The organism is Streptomyces sp. NPDC007872 (assembly GCF_042868165.1).
GTDB lineage: Bacteria > Actinomycetota > Actinomycetes > Streptomycetales > Streptomycetaceae > Streptomyces.
This window is the reverse complement of sequence record NZ_JBIAEA010000013.1, coordinates 84,345-109,204: the sequence shown is the minus strand read 5'-3', so window position 1 is coordinate 109,204 and position 24,860 is coordinate 84,345. Positions and strand designations below refer to the sequence as shown.

Genomic DNA, 24,860 nt, shown 5'->3' with positions numbered 1-24,860 from the left:
CGTCGGAAGGCGTTCGGTGATCTTGAGGACAGTCCCCTGTCCGCCCCTGGCGTCCCCCTTCGAACGCACCGGTCCCTCCGATGTCCCGTCCCGTCCCCGCCCCGCCTCACCCCGCCACGGCGGTGAGGCGGCGCACCACCTCGTCCCGGCCCAGGACGCCCGCCACGGCGAACAGGTCCGGGCTCCGGGTGGCGCCCGTCAGCGCCACCCGGACCACGTTCGCCACCACCCTCGGCGGACCCGCCCAGCGGTCCGGTTCCCGGCGCCAGGCGGCCGTGTCCGGGGCGAAGCCGTGCCGCCCGGCCAGCGCGCGCAGCGCCCCGTACCACTCCTCCGGCGTGCCCGCCCCCACCCCGTCCCGGACGAACCCGGCCGCGATCCGGCGCACCAGCTCCGGTGCCAGGCCGCCGAACCGGTCGTCGGCGGCGGACGGCACCGGGCCGAACAGCTCCGCGAAGAAGAAGCCGTAGCGGTCGCGGAAGCACGACCAGCGGTCCAGGTCCTTCCGGGCGGGCGCGCCCTCCGGCCGCCCCACGGCCACCGCCGCCAGGGCGAGCCCCTCGTGGCGGACGAGGACGGACGCCAGCTCCGGGTCGTACTCCTCCGCCCAGTCGAGCAACTGCGCGTACAGCTCGCCCGGGGTGAGCGAGGCGATGAACTCCCGGCTCAGGGAGTGCAGTTTGGGCAGGTCGAGCAGCGGACCCGACGGGCGCATGCCGTCGAGCCGCACGGGGGCGGCGAGCGCCTCGGCCGTGGGGACGTCCATCAGCCGGATGTTGGCGAGGCCGCGCAGGTAGTGCTGGACGGCCGCCGGCGGATAACCGGCGGACAGGTAGTACTCCACCGACGCCTCCGGGTCCTTGCGCTTGCTCAGCTTGCGGCGCGAGGGCCCCTCGGCCTTCATCAGCGGCGCGAGGTGCGCGTACGCGGGCGGTGCGAAGCCGAGCGCGGTGTGCAGTTGGAGGTGGACCGGGGTCGAGGACAGCCACTCCTCGCCGCGCACCACGAGCGTGACCCGCATCAGGTGGTCGTCCACGACGTGCGCGAAGTGGTAGGTCGGCAGCGGGAGTTCCTCCTGCGAGGACTTCAGGAGCACGATGTCGTTGCCGTTGTCCTGCAGGGTGACCGAGCCCCTGATCCGGTCCGCGAAGCGGATCCGGCCGGGGAACTCGTACGGGCAGCGCAGGCGCACCACGTACGGCTCGCCGGCCGCGAGCCGCCGCGCCGCCTCCTCCGGGGCCAGCGTCCGGCACGGCGCCCACCGGCCGTAGTAGCCCAGCGGGGAGCGGCCCGCACGCTGCTCCCCGGCGCTCCGGGCCAGCCGCTCCTTGTCGCAGAAGCAGGGGTACGCCCGGTCGCCGCGCAGCAGTTCCCGCACGTGGCCCAGGTAGACGTCCCGGCGCTCCGACTGGAGGTACGGGCCCCACTCCCCGTCCCCGGCGACCCCGCCCTCGTCCGGGGCGAGCCCGAAGGCGCCCAGGAGCCGGGAGAACTCCTCGGCGGCGCCCGCCACCCGGCGGGCGCGGTCGGTGTCCTCGACGCGCAGCACGTACGTGCCGCCCGACTGGCGGGCGAGCGCCCGGGCCACGGCCGCCGTGTAGAGGCCGCCGATGTGCAGGTGTCCGGTGGGGCTCGGGGCGAAGCGCGTCACCTCGGCACCGTCCGGCAGGTCGCGCGGCCGGAACCGCCGTTCCCAGTCGTCCGGTTCCGGAAGGTCGGGCGGGAACATCGCGTTGATGACGGACAGGTCGAGCACGGTGGACTCCCTCCTGGGGTTCCTGAAGAGATCCACCGTAGGCCGGTGACCGGGCGGATCGAGGGGCGCGGGGGCGCGAGGCTGCGGAACCCCGAACCCTCTTGCGCGTTGTGGGCTGCGGGCGGGACGCGCGGTCAGTAGCGTCCCGAGGACCGTTCGGCACGACGACAAGGGGGCGCGATGGGCGGCACGCGTGCGGTGGGCCTGCTCGCGCTCGGCTCCTTCGCCACGGGGACCGACGCCTACGCGATGGCGGGGCTGCTCCCGGGCATCGGGGCCGACCTGGGGGTCTCCGTCTCCCTCGCGGGCCAGTCCGTCACCGCCTTCACCCTCTGCTACGCCCTGGCCGCGCCGTTCCTCTCGGCCGCGCTCGCCCGCCGGGGCACCCGTACGGTCGTCGTGACCGCCCTCGTCGTCTTCGTCCTCGCCAACGCCGGTACGGCCCTGGCCGGTTCGTACCTCGTGCTCCTCGGCACCCGGGCCCTCGCCGGTGTCGCGGCCGGCCTCTTCACCCCGGCCGCCGCCACCGCGGCCGTCGCGCTCGTCCCGCCCGAGCGGCGCGGGCGCGCCCTCGGCCTGGTCCTCGGCGGGATGAGCGCGGGCACCGTCCTCGGCGTCCCGCTGGGCCTGCTCGTCGCGGCCGGCGCCGGCTGGCGGGCCGCCCTGTGGCTGATCACCGGACTCGGCGTCCTCGCCCTGCTCGGCACCGCGGTGGCCCTGCCGCCGGTGCGGGGGGCCGCGGCGCCGTCCCCGCGGGACCGGTTCGCGGCCCTCGCCCGGCCCCGGGTCGCCGTGGTCGTCGCCGTCACCTTCACCCAGACCGTGGCCAGCCTCGGCCTCTACACCTACCTCGAACCGGTCCTCCACCGGACCGCCGACGTCGGCAGCGCCGTGCCGTACCTGTGGGTCTGGGGGATCGGCGGGGTCTGCGGCAGCCTCCTCGCCGGGACCCTCGTCGACCGGACGGGACGGCCCGCCCTCCTCTCGGTCGTGCTCCTGGGCACCCTCGGCGGCGCCCTCGCGCTGCTGCCGTGGACCGGATCCGTCCCCGGTCTGGTCCTCCTGCCCCTGCTCCTCTGGGGCGCGGTCGGCTGGGCCTTCGTCGTCCCGCAGCAGCACCGGCTGCTCGCGGGAGAAGGACCCGGGGAAAGATCGGGGGAGGGAGCCGGGGAAGCCGGGTCGGGAGCCGCCGCCGTCGGCCTCAACAGCTCCGCCACCTACCTCGGCGGCGCCGTCGGCTCCGCGCTCGGCGGCCTCGCCCTCGCCCACGGGCTCGACGCCCGCTGGCTCCCGCTCCCCGCCGCGGCGGTCGCGCTCGCGGGAGTCCTCCTCCACCTCGTCGCGGTCCCCGCCCTCGCCCGGCGCGCCGCGCGGACCGCTCCAGGAACCAAGGACCATGACGACGGGACCGGAGGCGCGGACGCGACCGCGGCCGGCTTCCCGGAAAGGAACGCCCCATGAAGTTCGGCGTCAATCTGCCCAACTACGGGCCCGAGGCCACCCCCGACGCCCTCGCCGACTGGGCGCTGCGGGTGGAGGCGCTGGGGTACGACTACGCCATGGTCTCCGACCACGTGGCGCTCACCCCGGACGTGCAGCACCTCTTCCCCGCCCCGTTCTACGACCCCTTCGCGACCCTCGCCTGGCTCGCCGGCGTCACCAGGACCGTGGGCCTCGGGACCACGGTCACGATCCTCCCGTACCGGCACCCCGTGCACACCGCCCGGGTCGCCGCCAACATCGACCGGTTCAGCAACGGGCGCCTCGTCTTCGGCGCGGCGGCCGGCTGGGCGGCCAGGGAGTTCGCCGTCCTCGACGTCCCGTACCGCAAGCGCGGCGCGATCAGCGACGAGTACCTCGCCGCCATCAAGGCCTGCTGGCGGGACGAGGTCGCCTCCTTCGACGGCGCCCACGTCTCCTTCCGCGAGGTGCACACCGGGCCGCTGCCCGTGCAGCGGCCCGGCCCGCCGGTCTGGGTCGGCGGCCACAGCCACGGCGCGCTGCGCCGGGCCGTCCGCCTCGGGGACGCCTGGCACCCCACCTCCGTCTCCGGCGACTGGCTCCTCGGCGTGGGACTGCCCGCGCTCCGCCAGGTCGCGGAGGAGCAGGAGCTGCCGGTGCCCGCGGTCTGTCCCCGCATCAAACTCCGGGTCACCCCGAGGCCGTTGGGGCCCGGCAGGCTGCTCGGCGAGGGCACCCTGGCCCAGATCGCCGACGACCTCGGGCTGCTCCAGGACGTCGGCGCGCGGGCCGTCGTCCTCGACCCCACCTACCCGGGCGACCGGCGCGAACCGGGGCGCACCGCGCGGGACCTCGACGTCCTGGAGACCCTGGTGAAGGAGGTCGTCGACGTGGACGCGGGGTCGGTGCGGTGACCGTCCGGACGTGACGTCCGGTGCGGGTGACGGCTCCGTACGGACAGCCGTCCCGTACGGGCGACGACCCCGTAAGGGCAGCGGTCCGGTGAGGGCGGCGACTCCGTGCGGTCAGCGGTCCCGTGCGGGCGACGACCCCGTACGGACAGCCGTCCCGTACGGACACCGGCTGCGTACGATGAGTGAGGGGGACCCGGGCGCCGGGACGCCCCCCGGAGACGGGAGGGAGAGCGGGACGTGGCCGATCCGGACCTGCGGAAGCTCCGCGTGCTGAGGGAGCTCAGCGAGCGCGGCACCGTCAGCGCGGTCGCCCAGGCGCTCCACCTCACCCCGCAGGCCGTCTCGCAGCAGATCAGCTCCCTGGGGCGGGAGTTGGGCGTGCCGCTCACCGAACCGTCCGGGCGCCGGCTGCGGCTCACGGGGGCGGCGCGGATCGTGCTCCGGCACGCCGACGCCGTCTTCACTCAGCTCGAACAGATGCGCGCGGAGCTCGCCGCGCACCGCAGCGGCGAGCACGGCGAGGTGGCCGTGGCCGGCTTCTCCACCACCCTCTCGGCGCTCATCCTGCCCGCCGTGGCCCGGCTGCGGGAGACCCGGCCGCTGCTGCGCACCTCGCTGGCCGAGGTCGACCCGCCGGAGAGCTTCTCCATGCTGCACCGAGGCGAGACCGACGTCGTCATCTCCGCCGACACCGCCCGGAACCCGGGCCCGGCGGGCGACGAGGGCCGTTCCGGCGGGCGGTTCCACCGGGTCCCGCTCTGCGAGGACCCCTTCGACATCGCCCTCCCCGAGGGCCACCGGCTCCTCGGGAGCCCCCGGCTGCTCCTCGCCGACCTCGCCGAGGAGACCTGGATCTTCGCCACCACCGGCATGTGCCACGACATCGGCGTGGCCGCGTGTACGGCCGCCGGGTTCACCCCGCAGGCCTCCCACGCCATCGGCGACTGGGACGCCACCCTCGCGGCGGTGCGGCTCGGCCTCGGGGTCGCGCTCGTCCCGCGGATGGCCAAGCCGGCCCCGCGGCCCGAGGTGACGATCCGCGCGTTCAGCGAGCGGGCCCCCTCCCGCACGGTCTTCGCGGCCGTACGGGAGGGCAGCCAGACCTCCCCGGAGATCGCCGCCGTCCTGGACGCGCTGCGCACCGTCGCCAGGGCGGCCGTGGCCGCCTGACCGGACGGCCGTCCGGCTTCCGACCTGCCGGTACGTGATCCTCCACGGCACGTGGAAGGTACCGTCCAGCAGACGTTGCTGGATCCGCCCGGCCGCCGGTGCGAGGCTCGTTGCCGTACCGCGGACCGCTCCGCGCGCCCCCTTCCTTCCTCACTCCCCTGTCTTTCCTCGTCCTTCCTCTGTCCCCTGCCGAGCCCTTCCGGAGAGCGGGAAACACCCATGTCCAAAGCCACCTACGCGCGGCTGGCCGCGCTGAGCCTCATCTGGGGCTCCGTCTTCCTGTGGATCAAGATCGCCGGGTACGGCTTCTCGCCCGTGCAGATGGTCCTCATCCGGCTCGCGCTCGGCGCCGTCGTCATCCTCGCCATCGGATACGCGCGGGGGCTCCGACTGCCGAAGGAGAGGGCCGTCTGGGGCCATCTGACCGTGGCCGCGCTGCTCGGCAACGCGATCCCCTGGACCCTGTACGCCGAGGGCGAGATCGAGGGGTCCAGCAGCGTCGCCGCCGTCGTCAACGGCAGCGCCCCGATCTGGACCCTGGCGGCCGCGCTGCTGCTCGGCCAGGAGAAGCGGGTCTCCGGCTTCAAGGCGGGCGGCGTCCTGCTCGGCCTCGGCGGCACCGCGCTCATCGCCTCCCCGTGGAACGCGTCCTCGGCCGGCACCGGCTGGAGCATCCTCTGCTTCGTCCTCGGCTCGATCAGCTTCGGCGCCAGCTTCGCGTACATGGGCAAGTTCCTGGTGGGCAAGGGCATCCCGCCCCTGATGCTCGCGGGCGGCCAGCTCGGCGTCGCCACCGTGCTGCTCCTGGTCGCCTTCCCGTTCCTGGGCCTCCAGAGCGTCACCTGGCGCACCGACTCGGTCGTCTCGGTCCTCGTCCTCGGCGTGGTCTGCACCGGTCTCGCCGCCCTGCTCAACTTCGAACTGATCATCAAGGACGGGGCCACGGTCGCCTCCACCGTCACCTACCTGATGACCGCCGTGGCCGTGGTGCTCGGCGCCGTGGTGCTGCGCGAGCCGCTCGGCTGGACCGTGTGGCTGGGCGCGGTGGCGGTCCTCGCGGCCACCGGCCTGCTGCGCCGCAAGCCGCGCCCGGCGGCGGAGGAGGGGAAGACGCCCGCACCTGCCGCACGACCCGCCCCGGAGGAGAAGGCGCCCGAGCCGGCCGTACGGCCCGCTCCGGAGGCCCGGACGCAGACCGCCGGAGCCGCCGATTGAATCCAGGCCGGACCTCGGCGTCGGAACCAGGAAAAAGCAAGGCGATACCCGGCCGTTCTCGGCGGCCGGGTGGAAGCCATTCCCTCCGTACCCCCATGAAATACCGGGCCGCCGTCCGCAACATTGTGTTCATTCAATGTGCAGGAGGCGGGTGGTAGCGTCACAAGCGGAAATACCCGGCCTCTGTGGGGGAGACGCACGTGGCTTTTGTGGTCGAACTCGTTTTCCGTGGTAAAGAGACGGACCGGCTGAGTTTCGGAGAAGCTCACCGGACCTACTGGAAAAGGATGGCCGCGCGCGGCCTCCTGCTCGGTGGCGGCCCCTGGCGGGACGGCACCGGGGAACTCCTGGTCTGTGAAGCCCGGGACCGCCGCACGCTCTTACGGGTGCTCTACGCCGACCCGTACGCGCAGGCGCAGGTCATCGGGGAACTGAGGGTCCGGGAATGGAACGCGGTGATGGGCCACGTGGTGCTCGCCGGCCTGGAGCGCTCCACCGGCGGTGCCGGGACCCACGAACGAATACGCGGGGGCGTCCCGGCGCCCGTCCCGCCGTACGCCCCGCCGGTCGGCCCGGCACCCGTGCCGCCGGCCCGCCGCAGGGAGTTCGCCGTCCGCGAGGAACCCGCCGTGCGCGAGGAGCTGACCGCCCACGAACGGCGCATCGCCACGATGATGCTCGACGGCCTGACCAACAAGCAGATCGCCGAGGCCTTCACGGTGTCGACCCGGGCCGTGGAGCTGCACATCACCCGGATCTACCGCAAGCTCGACATCCGCCGGCGCGCGCAACTGGCCGCTGCCATCGACCGGTTCGAGACCGCACCGGCCTGAACCCCGCGCCCGCGCACATCCGCACCACGCCCACGCCCGCACCCGTATCCGTACCCGATGGGGAGTCGTCATGCCGCTGGTCGAGATAACCGTTCCCGAGGGCACCCTCTCCGAGGCCGCCGCGGAGGTCCTGCAGCAGCAGGTCGCCGACTCCGTGCTGAAGGCCATGGAGCTGCCCCGTACCGACTTCTTCACCGCCGCCACCTGGGTGTACGTCCGCGAGGCCGCCAAGGGCCTCGCGACCACCGGCGCCGGCACGCCCCCGGGGGTCCTGGTCGTGGTCACCCCCCTGGAGGGCTTCCTGACCCCCGAGCGCAACGAGGCCCTCTCCGCCGAGGTGACCGGGTGGGTGCGGGAGGCGACCGGGCCCGACACCGTCGTCTGGCTCGTCGTGAACGAGGTCCCGGAGGGCAACTGGGCCGTGAACGGCGGACTGACCCGCCGCGCGAAGATCGACGAGTTCGTCGCCGAAGCCGAAGCCGAAGCCGAAGCCGCCAAGGCCGGCCGGGCCGGCCTTGGCGGCTGAATTCTCTTCGCGGAAAACATTTCCGCATTCCGGACGTCACGGCGCCGCACCCATTCCGGGTGCGGCGCCGTTCGCATTTCCGCGGTCCGGACCACCGGGTGCGGAATCCCGTATCGATGTTCTATCCGCCCCGCCCGTACGGTGATGTCAATGGCACCGACGGATCGGAGAGAAGCGCTCATGGCTCTGCATTCGGCGCCGCGACTCGGGGTGGTGGTTCCTTCCGGAAACGCCGCCGCCGAACCCGAGATCGCCGCCCTCGCCAGTCCCGCGTTCAACGTCCACACCTCGCGATTCCCGGTACTTCCCGGAAAGGACCTGCGGGGCCGTCTCGAAAAGTACAACGAGGTCCTTCCCGAAGTCCTGGGGAATTTCGGCGGGCTCCGCCTCGACGCGGCCGTCGTCTCCTGCACCGGCTCGCACTACCTCCTCACCCCGGACGGCGACCGGGCCCTCTGCGCGGAACTCTCCGAGCGGATCGGGGCGCCCGTGCGGTCCGCCGCGCTCGCCATCCTCGACACCGCGCGGGCCGTGGGCGCCGAACGGCTCGTCCTGATCTCGCCGTACGAGCCCTGGCTCACCGAACTGTCCCGCGCCTACTGGGAGTCGGCCGGCCTCACGGTCGACGAGGTGGTCAAGATCCGGGCCGGCGCCCGCTTCTCCCCGTACGACGTGGCCACCGGCGAACTCGTCGCCCAGGTGCGGGAGGCCCGGCTCCCCGAGGACGCGACGCTGCTGTTCACCGGCACCGGCATGTTCACCTTCGACGCGCTCGCCGAGCTCGGCCGGGACGGCGGGCAGACCCTGCTCACCTCCAACCTGGCGAGCGCCTGGTGGGCCCGGGACGCCCTCGGCCTCCCCGCCGGAGGCCCCGACGCGCACCCGCTGCTGCGCCGCCTCGCCGAACGGACCGGCGGCGGCCGGGACGCCTCCGGCCGCGACCCCGTGACCGTGCCGTGAGCGGTGACGCCCCGGGCAGTGGGGTCGCGGGCGGCACCGTGAGTGCCGCCGGGGCCTCCCGCCCGCCGGTCGCCGTCGTCGGCGCCGGGCCGGTCGGCCTGACCGCCGCCCTCGTCCTCGCCCGGGCCGGCGTCCCCGTGACCCTCCTGGAGGCCAGGGAGGAACTGGCCACCGAGTCCCGCGCCTCCACCTTCCACCCGGCCACCCTCGACCTCCTCGACGAGCTCGGCGTGGCGGCGGCCCTGCGCCGCCGGGGCCGCACGGTCGACCGGATCCAGTGGCGGGACCTGGACGGCGGCGTGCACGCCGAACTGGACTACGCCCTGCTCGCCGGACACACCGATCATCCCTACCGGCTCCACGTCGAACAGGCCCGGCTCACCCCCCTGCTGCTCGCCGAGCTGACCGCGACCGGCCTCGCCGACGTACGGTTCGGGGCCACCGTCACCGGGGCGACGGAGACCGGCGCCGGGGTGCGGCTGCGCACCGAGGACGCGGCGGGGCGGAGCACCGTCACCCACCACCCGTACGTCCTGGCGGCCGACGGCGCCCGGAGCCGGCTGCGCGAACTCGCCGGACTTCCCGGCACCGCCGAGGTCTACCCGGACTACGCGCTCCGCGTCGTCACGCAGACCCCGCTCGACGAGCTGGTCCCGGGGCTCGCCGCCCTCGCGTACGTCCGCGACCCGCGCGGCTCGTACAGCGTGCTCGGAATGCCCGACCACTGGCGGTTCATCTTCCGGATCCCGCGCGGCACGGATCGGGACGCAGTGCTCGCCCCCGACGCCGTACGGGCCCGGATCGAGCACGCCCTGCCCGGTCCCGCCGGGCGGGCCGTCCGGATCGCCGACGCGCACACCTACCGGCTCGCGCGGTTCCTGCTCCCGCGCTACCGGGCCGGCCGGATCCTCTTCGCCGGGGACGCGGCCCACCTGACCTCCACGGCGGGCGGACTGAACATGAACTGCGGCCTCCACGACGCCGTGGAGACCGGCCGGGCCCTCGCCGCGGTCCTGCGGGAGGGGCCGGGCGGCGAGGCCCTGCTCGACGCGGCCCTCGAACGCCGCCGCTCCGTCGTGGAGACGGCGGTCATCCCGCGCAGCGAGGCCCGTACGGCCGGCATCGGCACTCCGGCCGAACTCCCCGCGCGGCTCGCCGCCCTGCGGCGGACCGCCGCGGACCCCCGCTCGGCCACCGACTACCTGCTCAAGGCATCACTTCTCGACGTCGCACCACGACCACTGAAAGGTGAGGCACATGCGGATCTGGTTTCACAAGCACACGGTTGAGGGACGCCTGCCGCTGCTCGACCAGTGGTATCGCGAGCACCTCGACGCGATCGCCGCGCCCGGCACCACCGTCGACATCAAGACCCTGCCGGCCGACACGTACCCCGACCGCACCCCCTTCGGGCTCGTCGGCCACCACTCCGCCCAGGTGCTCTTCAGCCGCCACTTCTCCGAGTCCGCGCTCGTCGCGGAGCGGGAGGGCTACGACGCCTGGGTGATCGCCGCCGGCCAGGACCCCGGCCTGCGCGACGCCCGCCACCTCGCCTCCATCCCCACCCTCGGGTACGGCGAGACGGCCTTCTTCCTCTCCGCGCTCACCGGACAGCGCTTCGGGGTCCTCGGCTTCATGCCGCCCCTGGAGGAGCCCATCCGGGCCAACATCCGCCAGTACCGCCTGGAGTCCTCGCTCAGCTCCTACGAGGTCGTCCCCGGCGGCTGGGACTCGGTGCACCGCTCCCTGGAAGGGGACTTCGACGAGTTCGTCGAGGTGTACTCGGCCGCCGCGCTGCGGGCCGCGAAGGCCGGGGCCGAGGTCATCATCCCCGCCGAGGGCATCCCCAACGAGATCCTCTGGCACCTCGGCATCCACGAGCTGCACGGGCTGCCGGTGATCGACCCGGCCGGGCTCGCCGTCAAGCTCGCCGAGACCCTCGTCCAGTTGGGCGAGCTGAAGCTCTTCCAGCGCAGCGGCCACGGCTACTGGTTCAGCCGCCCCGACGAGCCGGTCGCCAAGCACCTGGAGAAGGTCTTCCTCGGCTCGCCGCTCTAGCCCTTCCCGCTCCAGACCCTTCCCGCGAGGGCCGGCCCCGCGCCCCGCACACCCCCTCGCACGCCCCCGCACACCCCGCCATCACGCCCTGCACGCCGACACGTTCCCGAGGGAGTCCTCCCCATGACGTACGACGCCTACGGCCGCAACACCGCGGCCACCGACCCCGCCGCCCCCTACTACCGTCCCCGCCGGCTGCGCCGCACCCCCGCCCTGCGCCGGTTCGCCGCCGAGACCCGCGTCGGCCCCGCCAACCTCGTCCAGCCCCTCTTCCTCCGCGAGGGCCTCACCGAACCGCGCGAGATCCCCTCCATGCCGGGCGTCTTCCAGCACACCCGCGACACCCTCCGCAAGGCCGCCGCCGAGGCGGTCGCCAACGGGGTCGGCGGACTCATCCTCTTCGGCATCCCCGAGCACAAGGACCCCACCGGCACCGGCGCCGTCGACCCCGACGGCATCCTCCAGGTCGCCCTGCGCGACGTCGTCGCCGAGGTCGGCGACTCCACCGTGATCATCGGTGACATCAACCTCGACGAGTACACCGACCACGGCCACACCGGCGTCCTCGACGCCCACGGCGACGTCGACAACGACGCCAGCATCGAGCTGTACGCGCGGGCCGCCGTCGTCCAGGCCGACGCGGGCGCCCAGATCGTCGCCCCCAGCGGCATGATGGACGGCCAGGTGCGCCGCATCCGCGAGGCCCTCGACCGGGCCGGACACCAGTCCGTCGCCATCCTGGGCTACTCCGCCAAGTACGCCTCGCACTTCTACGGCCCCTTCCGGGACGCCGTCGAGTCCACCCTGCGCGGCGACCGCAAGGGCTACCAGCAGTTCCCCGGCAACATCCGCGAATCCCTCCTGGAGGTCTCGCTCGACGTCGCCGAGGGCGCCGACCTGGTGATGGTGAAGCCCGCCCTCGCCTACCTCGACATCGTCCGGCTCATCGCCGACCACGTGCAGGTGCCCGTCTCCGCCTACCAGGTCTCCGGCGAGTACTCGATGGTCGAGGCGGCCGCCGCCAAGGGCTGGATCGACCGCGACCAGGTCGTCCGCGAGAGCCTCGCCTCCATCCACCGCGCCGGCGCCACCCAGATCATCACCTACTGGGCCTCCGAGTTCGCCCAGAGCCTGGACCGGTGACCCGGTGACCTCGCCCTCCACCATGCTGGTCCTCGGCATCAGCCACGCCAGCGCGCCGCTCGACCTCCTGGAGAGACTCGCCGGCACCGAACGGCCCGCCGAGGACCTCGTCTCCGACGTGACCTCCGTCGACGGGATCGACGCCGCCGTCGTCGTCTCCACCTGCAACCGCCTGGAGATCTACGCCGAGACCCGGGGCACCCCCTCCGACCCGGGCCGACTCGACGGTCTCGGCGAGCTGTTCGCCCAGCACACCGGCGTCGACCACGAGGAGATCGCCCCGCACCTCTACCGCCACCACGCCGACGGGGCCGTGCGCCACCTCTTCGCCGTGGCCTCCGGGCTCGAATCGGTCGTGGTCGGCGAGGACCAGATCCTCGGCCAGGTCAAACTGGGCCTCGAACGGTCCCAGCGGCTCGACCGGACCGGCCGGGTCCTCGCCAAGGCCGTCCAGACCGCCCTCAGGGTCGGCAAGCGGGCCCGCAACGAGACCGGACTCAACGAGGCGGGCCGCTCGCTCGCCACCGCCGGACTCGCCTTCTTCGAGCGCCGGGTCGGCTCGCTGCACGGCAAGACCGCCCTGGTCATCGGCGCCGGCGCGTTCGCCGGGGTCGTCGTGGCCGCGCTGCGCCGCTCCGGCCTCGACCGGGTGCACGTCGCCAACCGCACCCCGGAGAAGGCCCGGCGCCTCGCGGAGACCACCGGGGGAGAGGGGTACGACCTCACGGACGTGCCCCGGCTCCTCACCGAGGTGGACGTGGTCGTCGGCGCCACCGCCGCCACCGGCCACCTCGTCACCGCCCGGGACGTCGAGGACGCCCTCGCCGCCCGGGACGGCCGCGAACTGTTCCTGCTCGACCTGTCCCTCCCGCACAACATCGCGCCCTCGGTGTCCGGCCTGCCCGGCGTCACCTTCGTCGACCTGCGCGCGATCGCGGAGGAGGGCCAGGAGGACGAGATCTCGGCGGCCAGCGTCCGGGCCGCGCGCGAACTCGTCGACGCCGAGGTCGAGCAGTTCCGCACCGGCCTCCGGCTCGCCGGGGCCACCCCGGTCCTCACCGCCCTGCGGACGGCCGCCACCGAGGCGGCCGAAGCCGAACTCGACCGGCTCGCCCGCCGCCTGGAAGGGCTCGACGGCGCGGCCCGCCAGGAGATCGGCCGCAGCGTGCGCCGCATCGTCGACAAGGCCCTGCACCAGCCCACCGTCCTGGTCCGCGAACTGGCGGCGGACCCGGACGGCGCCCGGCACATCGCCGCCTTCACCCGCCTCTTCGCGGCGGCGGAGGACACCGGGGCGTCCGGCGCGTCCGGCGCGGACGACGCGAACGACGCGAACGATCCGCGCGGGAAGAGCGCCCCGCACGCGAAGAGCGACCCGAACGAGAAGAACGACCCGAACGAGAAGAAGATCGAGGCCATCGCATGAGTGACATCTCGGCCCTTTGGGAAGCCGAATCCATCGCCGTCATCGGCGCCAGCGAGCGCCCCGGCGCCCTGGGCCGCAAGCCGCTCGACTACCTCCTCCGGTACGGCTACAAGGGCCGCATCCTGCCGGTCAACCCGCGCTCCCCGGAGATCCTCGGCGTCCCCGCGTACCCCAGCGTGAAGGACGCCCCCGGCCCCGTCGACCTGGCGCTGATCATGGTCTCCGCCGAGCGGGTCCCCGGCGCCGTCGACGACTGCGTGGCCGCCGGCGTCAAGCTCGCCGTCATCGCCTCCTCCGGCTTCGCCGAGACCGGCGAGGAGGGCGCCCGCCTCCAGGCCGAGGTCGTCGCCAAGGCCCGCGCCGGGGGCCTGCGGATCATCGGCCCGAACTGCATCGGGGCCGTCGGCTACGAGAACCGGGTCCTCGCCACCTTCAGCCCCCTCTTCGGCGCCGAGTCCGTGCCCTTCGAGCCCGGCACCCTCGCCTTCGTCAGCCAGAGCGGCGCCCTCGGCTTCGGCGCCGCCAGCCTCGCCCTGGAGCGGGGCCTGCGCCCCGGCTGGGTCGTCAGCACCGGCAACGACGCCGACGTCACCGCGCTCGAAGTCCTCCGCGAACTGGCCGCCGTCCCCGACGTCACCGGCCTCCTCGGCTACCTGGAGGACACCCCGGACATCGGCACCCTGCGCGAGCTGGCCGGCTCCGGCAAGCCCGTCGCCCTCCTCAAGTCGGGCCGCACGGAGGCCGGCGGCCGGGCCGCCGCCTCCCACACCGGCGCCCTCGCCACCGACGACCGGGTCCTCGACGCGGCCCTGCGCGGCCTCGGCATCGTCCGCGTCGAGGACATCGACGAACTCCTCGACGTGGCCCGGGTCTTCGAGTCCGAGCGCCGCCCCACCGGCAACCGGGTCGCCGTCGTCACCACCTCCGGCGGCTCCGGCATCCTCGCCGCCGACGCCGTCGAGGCCCACGGCCTGGAGCTGAGCGCCCTGGAGCCCCGCAGCAAGGAGGCGCTCGCCGAGATCGTCCCCGCCTTCGGAGCCATCGACAACCCGGTCGACATCACCGCCACGGTCCTCAGCGACCCCTCCCTCTTCGACCGCTCCCTCGACGTCCTGATCGCGGACGAGACCGTCGACATCATCGTCGCCGCCTTCTGCGTGATGGCCGGCCCCGACGTGGAGAAGGCCGTCAACGCCCTCTCCCGCGCCGCCGAGAAGGGCGGCAAGCCGATCCTCGTCGCCCGCACCGGGGCCGACTTCCTCGCCCCCGACGCCCCCCGCGACCTGCGCGAGGCCGGACTGCCCGAGTACCCGACGCCGGCCCGCGCCCTGCGCGCCGCCGCCGCCCTCTGGGAGGTCAGCCGCCCCCGTACGCTCCCGGACGCGCCCCGCCCCGGGGCCGTGTCCGGGCCCGCCGCCGGGGTCACCGAGCCGGAGCTCAAGAGCCTCCTCGCCGACGCCGGGATCGCCGTGCCGAAGGGCCGGATCGCGAAGGACGCGGCGGACGCGGCCGCGGCCGTGACCGAGGTCGGCGGTACGGCGGTGCTCAAGGCCGTCGTCCCGGGCCTGCTCCACAAGACCGAGGCCGGCGGCGTCGAGATCGGCGTCACGGCCGGGGCCGCGCCCGAGGCCTTCGCCCGGCTCGCCGCCCTCGGCGGCCGGGTGCTCGTCGAGGAACTGGTCGACGAGGGCGTCGAGCTGATCGTCGGCGTGCACTCCACCGACCTCGGCCCCGTCCTCACCGCCGGTCTCGGCGGGATCTTCACCGAGGTCCTGGACGACGTCGGCCACCGGCTCCTGCCGCTGGCCCCGGGCGAGGGCGCCGAACTCCTCGCCGGGCTGCGCGGCGCGAAGATACTCGCCGGGGCCCGGGGCCGGGCCGCCGCGGACGTGGAGGCCGCCGCCGACCTCCTGCACAGGGTCGGCGCACTGGTCCAGGACTGGCCGGCCGGCTTCGCCCTCGACCTCAACCCGGTCCGGGTCCTGCCGAAGGGCGCGGTCGTCCTGGACGCGGCGCTCACCTTCGAAACCCCCGCCGACGAGGAGGCCTCCTCCTCCGGCGCGGCTCTCGTCTCCGAGGAGGCCGGCCGATGAGCGGGAGCACGGAGACGAACAGCAGGGCGCTCTTCGAGCGGGCCCGCAAGGTCACGCCCGGCGGCGTCAACTCCCCGGTCCGCGCCTTCGGTGCCGTCGGCGGCACCCCCCGCTTCATCGCCTCCGCCGACGGCCCGTACCTCACCGACAGCGACGGCAACGAGTACGTCGACCTGATCTGCTCCTGGGGCCCGATGATCCTGGGCCACCGCCACCCGGCCGTCGTCGAGGCGGCCACCCGGGCCCTGGAGCACGGCACCTCCTTCGGGGCGCCGTCCACCGGCGAGGTCGAACTCGCGGAGGAGATCACCGACCGGGTCGCCCCTGTCGAGCAGGTCCGCCTGGTCTCCTCCGGCACCGAGGCGACCATGTCCGCGATCCGCCTCGCCCGCGGCTTCACCGGCCGGAGCAAGATCGTGAAGTTCGCGGGCTGCTACCACGGCCACGTGGACGCCTTGCTCGCCTCGGCCGGCTCCGGCCTCGCCACCTTCGCGCTCCCCGACACCCCGGGCGTCACCGGCGCCCAGGCGAGCGACACGGTCGTCCTGCCGTACAACGACCTCGCGGCCGTCGAGAAGGTCTTCGCCGAGATCGGGGACGAGATCGCCGCCGTGATCACCGAGGCGGCCCCCGGCAACATGGGCGCGGTCCCGCCGCTGCCCGGCTTCAACGCCGGCCTGAAGGAGATCACCGCCCGCCACGGCGCGCTCTTCGTCTCCGACGAGGTGATGACCGGCTTCCGGGCGAGCCGCTCCGGCTGGTACGGGCGGGACGGCGTCGCCCCCGACCTGCTGACCTTCGGCAAGGTCATGGGCGGCGGCTTCCCGGCGGCGGCCTTCGGCGGCCGGGCCGACGTCATGGGCCACCTCGCCCCGGCCGGACCCGTCTACCAGGCGGGCACCCTCTCCGGGAACCCGGTCGCCACCGCCGCCGGCCTCGCCACCCTGCGGCACAGCACCCCCGAGGTGTACGAGCGGCTCGACCACGTCTCCGCCACGATCGGCGCCGAGGTCTCCGCCGCCCTGACGAAGGAGGGCGTGGCCCACCGGGTCCAGTACTCCGGGACCATGTTCTCCGTCTTCTTCACCGGGGACGAGGTCGTGGACTTCGACGGGGTGCGCGCCACCGAGTCGTACCGCTACACGCCCTTCTTCCACGAGCTGCTGCGGCGCGGCGTCTACCTGCCGCCCTCGCCGTTCGAGGCCTGGTTCGTCTCGGCCTCGCACGACGACCGGGCCGTGGGCCGGGTGGTCGAGGCGCTCCCGTTCGCGGCGGCGGCCGCGGCGGCGGCGAAGCCCTGACGACGGGGCCGGAGACGGAGGGAGCCCCCGCGGTCGAGGACCGCGGGGGCTCTCCCTCCTGTGCGAACGTCACGCGGCGAGGTTCACCCGCACGTCGACGTTCCCGTCGATCGCCTTCGAGTACGGGCAGCGCCCGTGCGCCGCGTCGGCGAGCCGGCGGGCCTCGGCGGGGTCGAGACCGGGCAGTTCGACGGTGAGGACCACCGACAGGTGGAACCCGCCCTCCTCCTTGTGCAGGGAGACCTCGGCGACGACCGTGTCGTCCGCGAGCGCGACCTTCGCCTCGCGCGCGGAGACCCGGAGCGCGCTGTGGAAGCAGGCGGCGTACCCGGCGGCGAAGAGCTGCTCGGGGTTGGTGGCGGTGCCGGACCCGCCCACGGCCTTGGGGCTCGACAGCGGCAGGTCCAGCAGTCCGTCGGAGGAGCGGACGGCGCCGTTGCGCCCGTCTCCGGTGGAGGCGACCTCGGCGGTGTAGACGACGGCCATGCGTCATGCCTTTCGAAAAGGGGGCGGGGAATTCCCCCAGTCTCGGACGGAGCCGAATTCCCGGCGCTACGGATCTCCGCAGTCCTTTCCGTACGGCCCCCGAATACCGTGGAAAACATCAACCAGCCTCATATGGATAGGGAGTTCACCATGGCGGGACCGCTGGCCGGAGTGCGCGTACTGGAATTCGCGGGTTCGGCGCCCACCGCGTTCGTCGGCACCGTCCTGTCCGGTCTCGGCGCCGACGTCGTACGGATCGACCGGGCGCCCGCGACCGCCGCCCCCGACGCCGTACGGGCCGACCGGGCTCCCGCCGCCTCCGATGCCGTACGGGCCGACCGGGCTCCCGCCGCCTCCGATGCCGTACGGGCCGACCGGGCTCCCGCCGCCTCCGACGCCGTACGGGCCGACCAGGCCTCCGCCGCCTCCGATGCCGTACGGGCCCCCGCCGCCCCCCGTCCGCCCGAGAACCCCCTCTCCCGGGGCCGCCGCTCCGTCGCGCTCGACCTCAAGAGCCCCGAGGGCGTCGAGCGGGCCCTGGCCCTTGCCGAGCACGCCGACATCCTGGTCGAGGGCTTCCGCCCCGGGGTCGCCGACCGGCTCGGCCTCGGCCCCGAGGCGGTCCACGCCCGCAACCCGCGCCTGGTGTACGGGCGGCTCAGCGGCTGGGGCGGCCACGGCGAGTGGGCCGGCCGCGCCGCCCACGACCTGGCGGTCCTCGCCCTCACCGGCGCCCTGGACACCGACCCGGCCACCGGGGACCCGGTGCTCCCCCCGACCGCGTACCTCTCCAGCTTCGCCGGCGGCGCCAACGTCCACGTGCAGGGCCTGCTCGCCGCGCTCCACGCGCGGGAGCGCTCCGGCCGGGGCCAGGTCGTCGACACCGCCCTCGCGGACGGCGCCGCCCTGATCTCCACCCTGATCCACCAGTGGCGCGAGGTGCCCGGCAACCACACCGTCACCGACGCCCCCCACTACTCCCTCTACGCCGCCGCCGACGGACGCCACCTCGCGGTCGCCGCCATCGAGCCCAAGCTCTACCGGGCCCTCCTGGAACAGTTGGGCCTCGCGGACGCCGAGGGCCTGCCGGACCGCGCCGACCCGGCCTCCTGGCCCGAGCTGCGCGCCCTGATCGGCGCCCGCTTCGCGACCCGGGACCGGGACCACTGGGCGAAGCTCTTCGACGCCGTGGACGCCGGGGTGGCCCCCGTCCTCACCCCCGAGGAGGCCGCCGCCCACCACCACCTGGCCGCGCGCGGGACCTTCGTGGCGGTCGGCGACTCCGTACAGCCCGCCCCGCCCTCCCGCTTCGACCGCACCCCCGCCGGCGCCCCGGGCCGCGCCCCGCTCCCCGGCGAGCACACGGAGGAGGTCCTCGCGGAGTGGTCCCGCTGAGCGCCCGGCATCCCTGCCCGCACCCCCCGCCCCCCCGCACCCCCCGCGCCGCTCGCGCCGCTCGTGCCGCCGGCCCCTCCGCCCCGCCGGAGCCCGCGCGGCGCCCGACCCCGTACGCAGGCGTACGGGGTCGGGTCGGGGGCCGCTCCGGAGCGCCTACCCTTGACGCATGACGAGCAGCAGCGACCGGAGCACCGCAGTGAGCGTTGACGGCACCAAGACCTACGAGATCCGCACCTACGGGTGTCAGATGAACGTCCACGACTCCGAGCGGCTCTCCGGTCTGCTGGAGGAGGCGGGTTACGTACGGGCACCCAAGGGCGCCGACGGCGACGCCGACGTCGTCGTCTTCAACACGTGCGCGGTCCGCGAGAACGCCGACAACAAGCTGTACGGCAACCTCGGCCGGCTCGCCCCGATGAAGACCACCCGTCCGGGCATGCAGATCGCCGTCGGCGGCTGTCTCGCCCAGAAGGACCGCGACACCATCGTCAAGAAGGCCCCGTGGGTCGACGTGGTCTTCGGCACGCACAACATCGGCAAGCTGCCGGTCCTCCTGGAGCGCGCCCGCGTCCAGGAGGAGGCGCAGATCGAGATCGCCGAGTCCCTGGAGGCCTTCCCCTCCACGCTGCCGACCCGGCGCGAGTCCGCCTACGCCGCCTGGGTCTCGATCTCCGTCGGCTGCAACAACACCTGCACCTTCTGCATCGTCCCGGCCCTGCGCGGCAAGGAGGAGGACCGCCGGCCCGGCGACATCCTCGCCGAGATCGAGGCGCTGGTCGCCGAGGGCGTCTCCGAGATCACCCTGCTCGGCCAGAACGTCAACGCGTACGGCTCCGACCTCGGCGACCGCGAGGCGTTCTCCAAGCTGCTGCGCGCCTGCGGGCGGATCGAGGGTCTGGAGCGGGTCCGCTTCACCTCCCCGCACCCCCGCGACTTCACCGACGACGTGATCGCGGCGATGGCCGAGACGCCGAACGTCATGCCGCAGCTCCACATGCCGCTCCAGTCCGGCTCGGACACGGTCCTCCGGGCGATGCGCCGCTCGTACCGGCAGGAGCGCTTCCTCGGCATCATCGAGAAGGTCCGCGCGGCCATCCCGCACGCGGCCATCTCCACCGACATCATCGTGGGCTTCCCCGGCGAGACCGAGGAGGACTTCCAGCAGACGATGCACACCGTCCGCGAGGCCCGCTTCGCGAACGCCTTCACCTTCCAGTACTCCAAGCGCCCCGGGACGCCGGCGGCCGAGATGGAGGGGCAGATCCCCAAGGAGGTCGTGCAGGACCGCTACATGCGGCTCGTCGCGCTCCAGGAGGAGATCTCCTGGGAGGAGAACAAGAAGCAGGTCGGCCGCACCCTGGAGGTCATGGTCGCCGAGGGCGAGGGCCGCAAGGACGGCGCCACCGACCGCCTCTCGGGCCGCGCCCCCGACAACCGGCTCGTCCACTTCACCAAGCCGGACGGGGACGTGCGCCCCGGCGACGTCGTGACCGTCGAGATCACCTACGCCGCCCCGCACCACCTCCTCGCCGAGGGCCCGGTCGCGGCGGTGCGCCGCACCCGCGCGGGCGACGCCTGGGAGAAGCGCACCGCCGAGAAGCCCAAGGGCGTCCTCCTCGGCCTCCCCAGGATCGGCGTCCCGGCCCCCCTCCCGGCGGCCGACGCCCCGGCCTGCGGAGCCCACTGACCCGACAGCGCGCGCCGGGGCCGTGCGCCCGGGAGCCGTTCTCCCGGGGCGCGGCCCCCGGACGGCGCCGGTCCGGGCCGCAGTAAGGTGCGGATCATGCTTGTCGCCGCAGCCGTCTGTCCCTGCCCGCCGCTCCTCGTGCCCGAGGTCGCGACCGGCGCCGCCCCCGAGCTGGACGCCGTGCGGGCCGCCTGCGCGGACGCCGTCGGGCTGCTCGCCGCAGCCCGCCCGGACCGGCTGTACGTCGTGGGGCCCGCGGCCGAGGGAGCCCGGGGCGTCTTCCCGGCCGGTGCCACCGGCTCCTTCGCCGGATTCGGCGTCGACCTCTCCGTACGCCTCGGCGACGGACCGGCCGGTGACCGCCCCCTGCCCGCCCCCCTCGCCGTCGGCGCCTGGCTCCTCGACCGGGCCCGCTGGGCCGGCGCGCCCGCCGAGGGCCTGGCCGTGGGGGAGGAGACCCCGGCCGAGACCTGCGCCGACACCGGCCGCGGGCTCGCCGCCTCCGCCGACCGCGTCGCCCTCCTCGTGATGGGCGACGGCAGCGCCTGCCGGACCGTGAAGGCCCCCGGCTACCTCGACGAGCGGGCCGCCGGCTTCGACGCGGAGGCCGTCCGCGCGCTGGGCGCGGCCGACGCACCCGCGCTGCTCGCCCTCGACGCGCGGCTCGCGCACGAGCTGAAGGCGTCCGGCCGGGCCCCCTGGCAGGTCCTCGCGGGCGCCGCCGAGGGCGCCGGACTCGCCGGCCGGCTGCTCCACGAGGACGACCCGTACGGGGTTGAGTACGTCGTGGCCGCCTGGTCCTGAGCACCTGAGCGCGCCCCGGAAGCGCCCCCGGACACGACGACGGCGGACGGCCGCGGAGCGCTTCGCTCCGCGGCCGTCCGCCGCCCACCGTCCGCTGTCGTCCCGGAAGCCTTCCCGGAACTCCCCGGAACTCCCCGGAAACCGTCAGGCAGCCGGCGGCGGCGTCACACCACCGCCGGGGGTACCACCGGTCCCAGGAGCGCCATTGGTCCCGGGCGTCCCACCGGCCCCCGGCATCCCACCGGTCCCGGGCGCACCACCGGTCTCGGCCGCACCGCCGGTCCCCGGAGCGCCGCCCTCCTTGTGGCCCATCCGGTCGATGGCCTCCTTGGCCTTGCCCGTACCGGAATGGATCTTGTCGCTGTACTTGCCCTTGGTCTTCTCGTCGACCACCTTCGCGGCCTTGTCCAGGCCCTGGTCGATCTTCTCCCCGTGCTGCTGCGCCAGATCGGCGACCTTGTCCTTGGCCGGGCCGAGCTTGGCCTTCAGCGAATCCAGGAGACCCATGGGGCACCTTCCCTCCACGGGCCCCCGCGGGCCCGTCCTCGTGTCCTGCCCCCAGCACCCGGGGGCCTGCCTACGCGCCTTCGGCCGCCTGGGCGCCCTCCGTACGGTCCGCGTGCCCGCTCTTCCCCGAAGAACTCGCTCCTCCGGCGAACCCGCGACCCGCGTCCGCCCTCGTGCGCGGCTCAGGGCGAAAACCTACGGCAAAACCTTTACAAAACACCCATATCCATCCCTCAGCCTACTCGGAGCGAGGGGTCCCCGCGACGACCGGCGGCGGGGTGCCGCGCACGGGCAACGAGCCCGGCCGGGGCCCGTCACGCCGCTCGTTCGGGGAGGGGGCCGGAGGTTTGGGAGACTGGGGCGGTGAGAAGCGCAGCTCCCGCCCCGCGGGTCATCGCCGTCGTCGGCCCCACGGCAGCCGGAAAGTCCGATCTGGGTGTGTTCCTGGCCCAGCAGCTCGGCGGCGAGGTCGTCAACGCCGACTCGATGCAGTTGTACCGGGGGATGGACATCGGGACCGCCAAACTGACGCCCGAGGAGCGCGGCGGCGTCCCGCACCACCTCCTCGACATCTGGGACGTCACCGAGGCCGCCAGCGTCGCCGAGTACCAGCGCCTCGCCCGCGCCGAGATCGACCGGCTGCTCGCCGCCGGCCGCACCCCGGTCCTCGTCGGCGGCTCCGGCCTCTACGTACGGGGGGCCGTCGACGCCCTGGAGTTCCCCGGCACCGACCCCGCCGTCCGGGCCCGCCTGGAGGCCGAGCTCGACGAGCGCGGCTCCGGCGTCCTGCACGCCCGCCTCGCCGAGGCCGACCCCGGGGCGGCCCGCGCGATCCTGCCCAGCAACGGGCGCCGCATCGTCCGGGCCCTCGAAGTGATCGAGATCACCGGCAAGCCCTTCACCGCCCACCTCCCCGGCCCCGACTCCGTCTACGACACCGTCCAGATCGGCGTCGACGTGGCCCGCCCCGAGCTCGACGAACGGATCACCACGCGCGTGGACCGGATGTGGGAGGCCGGCCTCGTCGACGAGGTGCGCGCCCTGGAGGCGGAAGGACTGCGCGAGGGGCGCACCTCCTCCCGCGCCCTCGGCTACCAGCAGGTCCTCGCGGCGCTCGCGGGGGAGTGCACGGAGGACGAGGCGCGGGCCGAGACCGTCCGGGCCACCAAGCGGTTCGCCCGCCGCCAGGACTCGTGGTTCCGCCGCGACCCGCGCGTGCACTGGCTCGACGGGGCCGCCGACCACCGGGGAGAACTCCCGCGAGAGGCGCTCTCGTTGGTCGAACGAGCGGTTACAGCCTGATCACGTGATGGCATCGGGACGCCCTGCCCGTCATTCCGGCGGTCGGGAGCGTGCCATCATCGAGCATCGATCGACCAAGTGGAGTCCGAGTGGGGAGGGCGCGTGGCGATGGAGGCCGGCCCTCGCGACAGAGAACAGCACGAAGCGGTCCTGGGCGGTCCGACGGCGGACCCGTCGGGTGAGACCCCGGGACGCCCCGGACACCCGGTGGACGACGCTCCGGTCGGAACCCCGGGGCTGACACCGGACGGCCCCGACGACGCGGTCGGCACCGCCGTCGAGGTGGACGCCGACGAGGTCGAGGTCGAGCTGCGCCCCCAGCGGCGGCTGCGGATCTGGCAGCTCGCCCCGATCGTGGGCCTCGCCGCCGTCGGCTCGCTGATGTTCGCCTTCCCGCTCGCCTTCGGCTCCGGGGACGGCGGCGCCGTCGTCGCCATGCTCGGCCTGCTCATCAGCTCCTGCGCGGCGGGCTGGGGCGTGATGGCCGCCCGCAAGGTCGGCCACACCTGGCCCGGCCTCCCGGCGCGCGGCTCCGGCGAGCGCCCGGACTGGCGCGTCCTCGCCCTGTACGTGGCGACCATCGGGGCCCTGGTCGCCCTCGCGGTCTGGCGCGTGGCCCGCCTCCGCTGAACCCGCGCCCCCGCCTCCGCCGAACCCGTGCCCCCGCCGGGACCGCCCCTGCCGAGCCCGCACCGCGGCCCCCGCGCGCCCCCGTCCCGCGCCCCCGCCTCCGCCGAACCCGTGCCCCCGCCGGGACCGCCCCTGCCGAGCCCGCGCGCACCGCGGCCCGCCTCCGCCGAACCCGCGCCCCCGCCGAGCCCGCACCGCGGCCCCCGCGCGCCCCCGTCCCGCGCCCCCGACCCGTACAGTTGATCTCGTGACCAGCACGCAGACCTCCCCGCTCCGTTTCCTCAAGGGCCACGGCACCGAGAACGACTTCGTGATCGTCCCCGACGCGGAGAACGCCCTCGACCTGCCCCCCGCCGTCGTCGCCCGGCTCTGCGACCGGCGCGCCGGCATCGGGGGCGACGGACTGCTGCACGTCGTGCGCAGCGCCGCCCACCCCGAGGCCCGGCACCTGGCCGGCGAGGCCGAGTGGTTCATGGACTACCGCAACGCCGACGGCTCGGTCGCCGAGATGTGCGGGAACGGGGTCCGGGTCTTCGCCCGCTACCTGGAGCACGCCGGACACGTCACCGCCGGCGAGGTGGCCGTCGCCACCCGCGGCGGGGTCAAGCACGTCCACCTCGACAAGGACGGCTCCGTCACCGTGGCCATGGGCCGCGCGGTCCTCCCCGAGGGCGGCGCCACGATCACCGTCGACGGCCGCAGTTGGCCCGCCCGCAACGTGAACATGGGCAACCCGCACGCGGTCGCCTTCGTCGAGGACCTCGACCACGCCGGGACCCTCTTCACCGAACCCGCCTACGCACCCGCCTCCGTCTACCCGGACGGGGTCAACATCGAGTTCGTCGCCGACCGCGGCCCCCGCCACGTCGCCATGCGGGTCCACGAGCGCGGCGCCGCCGAGACCCGCTCCTGCGGCACGGGCGCGTGCGCCGTCGCCGTCGCGACCGCCCGCCGGGACGGCGCCGACCCCGCGGAGACCGGCACCCCCGTCACGTACACCGTCGACGTCCTCGGCGGGACCCTGGTCATCACCGAGCACCCCGACGGACGGATCGACATGACCGGCCCGGCCGTCATCGTCGCCGAGGGCACCCTCGACCCCGCCTGGCTCGCCGGGGGCCCGGAGAACGCCGCCGGCCCCGGAATCGAAACGGTCAGCGACTGAATTATCGCTCGAATGGGTGATCCGA

Annotated in this window: 22 protein-coding genes; 19 read left to right on the top strand and 3 right to left on the bottom strand. The window is 74.6% G+C overall.

Annotation, left to right across the window (positions count from 1 at the left end; all coding sequences use genetic code 11):
- Positions 1 to 106: 106 nt before the first annotated feature.
- Entirely contained in the window at positions 107 to 1,756 is a 1,650-nt protein-coding gene (locus ACFYNX_RS32265; protein WP_365547215.1) for a glutamate--tRNA ligase family protein, read from the bottom strand.
- A gap of 180 nt (positions 1,757 to 1,936) precedes the next feature.
- Here ACFYNX_RS32265 and ACFYNX_RS32260 point away from each other — a divergent pair, with 180 nt between their 5' ends.
- From ACFYNX_RS32260 to hemL, 13 genes are all read left to right on the top strand, one after another.
- Positions 1,937 to 3,217, top strand: coding sequence for an MFS transporter (locus ACFYNX_RS32260; protein WP_388666823.1), 1,281 nt, complete (start codon positions 1,937 to 1,939; stop codon positions 3,215 to 3,217).
- A complete protein-coding gene (locus ACFYNX_RS32255; protein WP_388666820.1) occupies positions 3,214 to 4,131 on the top strand; it encodes a TIGR03619 family F420-dependent LLM class oxidoreductase in 918 nt (305 codons plus the stop codon). Before ACFYNX_RS32260 ends, ACFYNX_RS32255 begins: the two co-directional genes overlap by 4 nt.
- 237 nt (positions 4,132 to 4,368) lie before the next feature.
- Positions 4,369 to 5,301 (top strand): LysR family transcriptional regulator, encoded by a 933-nt coding sequence (locus ACFYNX_RS32250; protein WP_388666817.1) that lies wholly within the window; start codon positions 4,369 to 4,371, stop codon positions 5,299 to 5,301.
- Positions 5,302 to 5,520: 219 nt separating this feature from the next.
- Complete coding sequence (locus ACFYNX_RS32245; protein ID WP_388666814.1) at positions 5,521 to 6,516, top strand: DMT family transporter; 996 nt, start codon at positions 5,521 to 5,523, stop codon at positions 6,514 to 6,516.
- Between the two features lie 185 nt (positions 6,517 to 6,701).
- A complete protein-coding gene (locus tag ACFYNX_RS32240) occupies positions 6,702 to 7,349 on the top strand; it encodes a LuxR C-terminal-related transcriptional regulator (RefSeq protein ID WP_388666811.1) in 648 nt (215 codons plus the stop codon).
- A gap of 70 nt (positions 7,350 to 7,419) precedes the next feature.
- Positions 7,420 to 7,875 carry a 4-oxalocrotonate tautomerase family protein gene (locus ACFYNX_RS32235; RefSeq protein ID WP_388666808.1) on the top strand — a complete coding sequence of 152 codons (456 nt, stop codon included), beginning with the start codon at positions 7,420 to 7,422 and terminating at the stop codon, positions 7,873 to 7,875.
- Between the two features lie 180 nt (positions 7,876 to 8,055).
- Positions 8,056 to 8,835: an arylmalonate decarboxylase gene (locus ACFYNX_RS32230; RefSeq protein WP_365547230.1), complete on the top strand. Its 780-nt coding sequence runs from the start codon at positions 8,056 to 8,058 to the stop codon at positions 8,833 to 8,835.
- A 38-nt stretch (positions 8,836 to 8,873) separates the two neighbouring features.
- Complete coding sequence (locus ACFYNX_RS32225) at positions 8,874 to 10,124, top strand: FAD-dependent oxidoreductase (protein ID WP_388666804.1); 1,251 nt, start codon at positions 8,874 to 8,876, stop codon at positions 10,122 to 10,124.
- Positions 10,093 to 10,893 (top strand): aspartate/glutamate racemase family protein, encoded by an 801-nt coding sequence (locus ACFYNX_RS32220; protein WP_125665619.1) that lies wholly within the window; start codon positions 10,093 to 10,095, stop codon positions 10,891 to 10,893. Before ACFYNX_RS32225 ends, ACFYNX_RS32220 begins: the two co-directional genes overlap by 32 nt.
- A 123-nt stretch (positions 10,894 to 11,016) precedes the next feature.
- Positions 11,017 to 12,036, top strand: coding sequence for a porphobilinogen synthase (hemB, locus tag ACFYNX_RS32215; protein WP_388666799.1), 1,020 nt, complete (start codon positions 11,017 to 11,019; stop codon positions 12,034 to 12,036).
- A 4-nt stretch (positions 12,037 to 12,040) separates the two neighbouring features.
- Positions 12,041 to 13,462 (top strand): glutamyl-tRNA reductase, encoded by a 1,422-nt coding sequence (hemA, locus tag ACFYNX_RS32210; protein WP_388666796.1) that lies wholly within the window; start codon positions 12,041 to 12,043, stop codon positions 13,460 to 13,462.
- Positions 13,459 to 15,555 carry an acetate--CoA ligase family protein gene (locus ACFYNX_RS32205; RefSeq protein ID WP_388666793.1) on the top strand — a complete coding sequence of 699 codons (2,097 nt, stop codon included), beginning with the start codon at positions 13,459 to 13,461 and terminating at the stop codon, positions 15,553 to 15,555. Before hemA ends, ACFYNX_RS32205 begins: the two co-directional genes overlap by 4 nt.
- Complete coding sequence (hemL, locus tag ACFYNX_RS32200; RefSeq protein ID WP_388666790.1) at positions 15,552 to 16,856, top strand: glutamate-1-semialdehyde 2,1-aminomutase; 1,305 nt, start codon at positions 15,552 to 15,554, stop codon at positions 16,854 to 16,856. The genes ACFYNX_RS32205 and hemL overlap by 4 nt, the downstream gene beginning before the upstream one ends.
- Before the next feature lie 69 nt (positions 16,857 to 16,925).
- Here the strand turns inward: hemL and ACFYNX_RS32195 are convergent, their stop codons facing one another.
- Positions 16,926 to 17,342 carry an organic hydroperoxide resistance protein gene (locus tag ACFYNX_RS32195; protein ID WP_388666787.1) on the bottom strand — a complete coding sequence of 139 codons (417 nt, stop codon included), beginning with the start codon at positions 17,340 to 17,342 and terminating at the stop codon, positions 16,926 to 16,928.
- A 150-nt stretch (positions 17,343 to 17,492) separates the two neighbouring features.
- Here ACFYNX_RS32195 and ACFYNX_RS32190 point away from each other — a divergent pair, with 150 nt between their 5' ends.
- The 3 genes from ACFYNX_RS32190 (at position 17,493) to ACFYNX_RS32180 (ending at position 21,231) form a co-directional block, all read left to right on the top strand.
- A complete protein-coding gene (locus ACFYNX_RS32190) occupies positions 17,493 to 18,737 on the top strand; it encodes a CaiB/BaiF CoA transferase family protein (protein ID WP_388666784.1) in 1,245 nt (414 codons plus the stop codon).
- Between the two features lie 169 nt (positions 18,738 to 18,906).
- Positions 18,907 to 20,427 (top strand): tRNA (N6-isopentenyl adenosine(37)-C2)-methylthiotransferase MiaB, encoded by a 1,521-nt coding sequence (miaB, locus tag ACFYNX_RS32185; protein WP_388666781.1) that lies wholly within the window; start codon positions 18,907 to 18,909, stop codon positions 20,425 to 20,427.
- Positions 20,428 to 20,523: 96 nt separating this feature from the next.
- Complete coding sequence (locus ACFYNX_RS32180) at positions 20,524 to 21,231, top strand: hypothetical protein (protein ID WP_388666779.1); 708 nt, start codon at positions 20,524 to 20,526, stop codon at positions 21,229 to 21,231.
- 144 nt (positions 21,232 to 21,375) lie between these two features.
- Here the strand turns inward: ACFYNX_RS32180 and ACFYNX_RS32175 are convergent, their stop codons facing one another.
- Complete coding sequence (locus ACFYNX_RS32175; RefSeq protein ID WP_388666776.1) at positions 21,376 to 21,738, bottom strand: antitoxin; 363 nt, start codon at positions 21,736 to 21,738, stop codon at positions 21,376 to 21,378.
- 363 nt (positions 21,739 to 22,101) lie between these two features.
- Here ACFYNX_RS32175 and miaA point away from each other — a divergent pair, with 363 nt between their 5' ends.
- From miaA to dapF, 3 genes are all read left to right on the top strand, one after another.
- Positions 22,102 to 23,040: a tRNA (adenosine(37)-N6)-dimethylallyltransferase MiaA gene (gene miaA, locus ACFYNX_RS32170; protein ID WP_388666773.1), complete on the top strand. Its 939-nt coding sequence runs from the start codon at positions 22,102 to 22,104 to the stop codon at positions 23,038 to 23,040.
- Positions 23,041 to 23,148: 108 nt separating this feature from the next.
- On the top strand, positions 23,149 to 23,670 hold the full coding sequence (locus ACFYNX_RS32165; protein WP_125668220.1) for a hypothetical protein: 522 nt from the start codon (positions 23,149 to 23,151) through the stop codon (positions 23,668 to 23,670).
- A gap of 247 nt (positions 23,671 to 23,917) precedes the next feature.
- On the top strand, positions 23,918 to 24,835 hold the full coding sequence (gene dapF, locus ACFYNX_RS32160) for a diaminopimelate epimerase (protein ID WP_388666770.1): 918 nt from the start codon (positions 23,918 to 23,920) through the stop codon (positions 24,833 to 24,835).
- Positions 24,836 to 24,860: the final 25 nt, after the last annotated feature.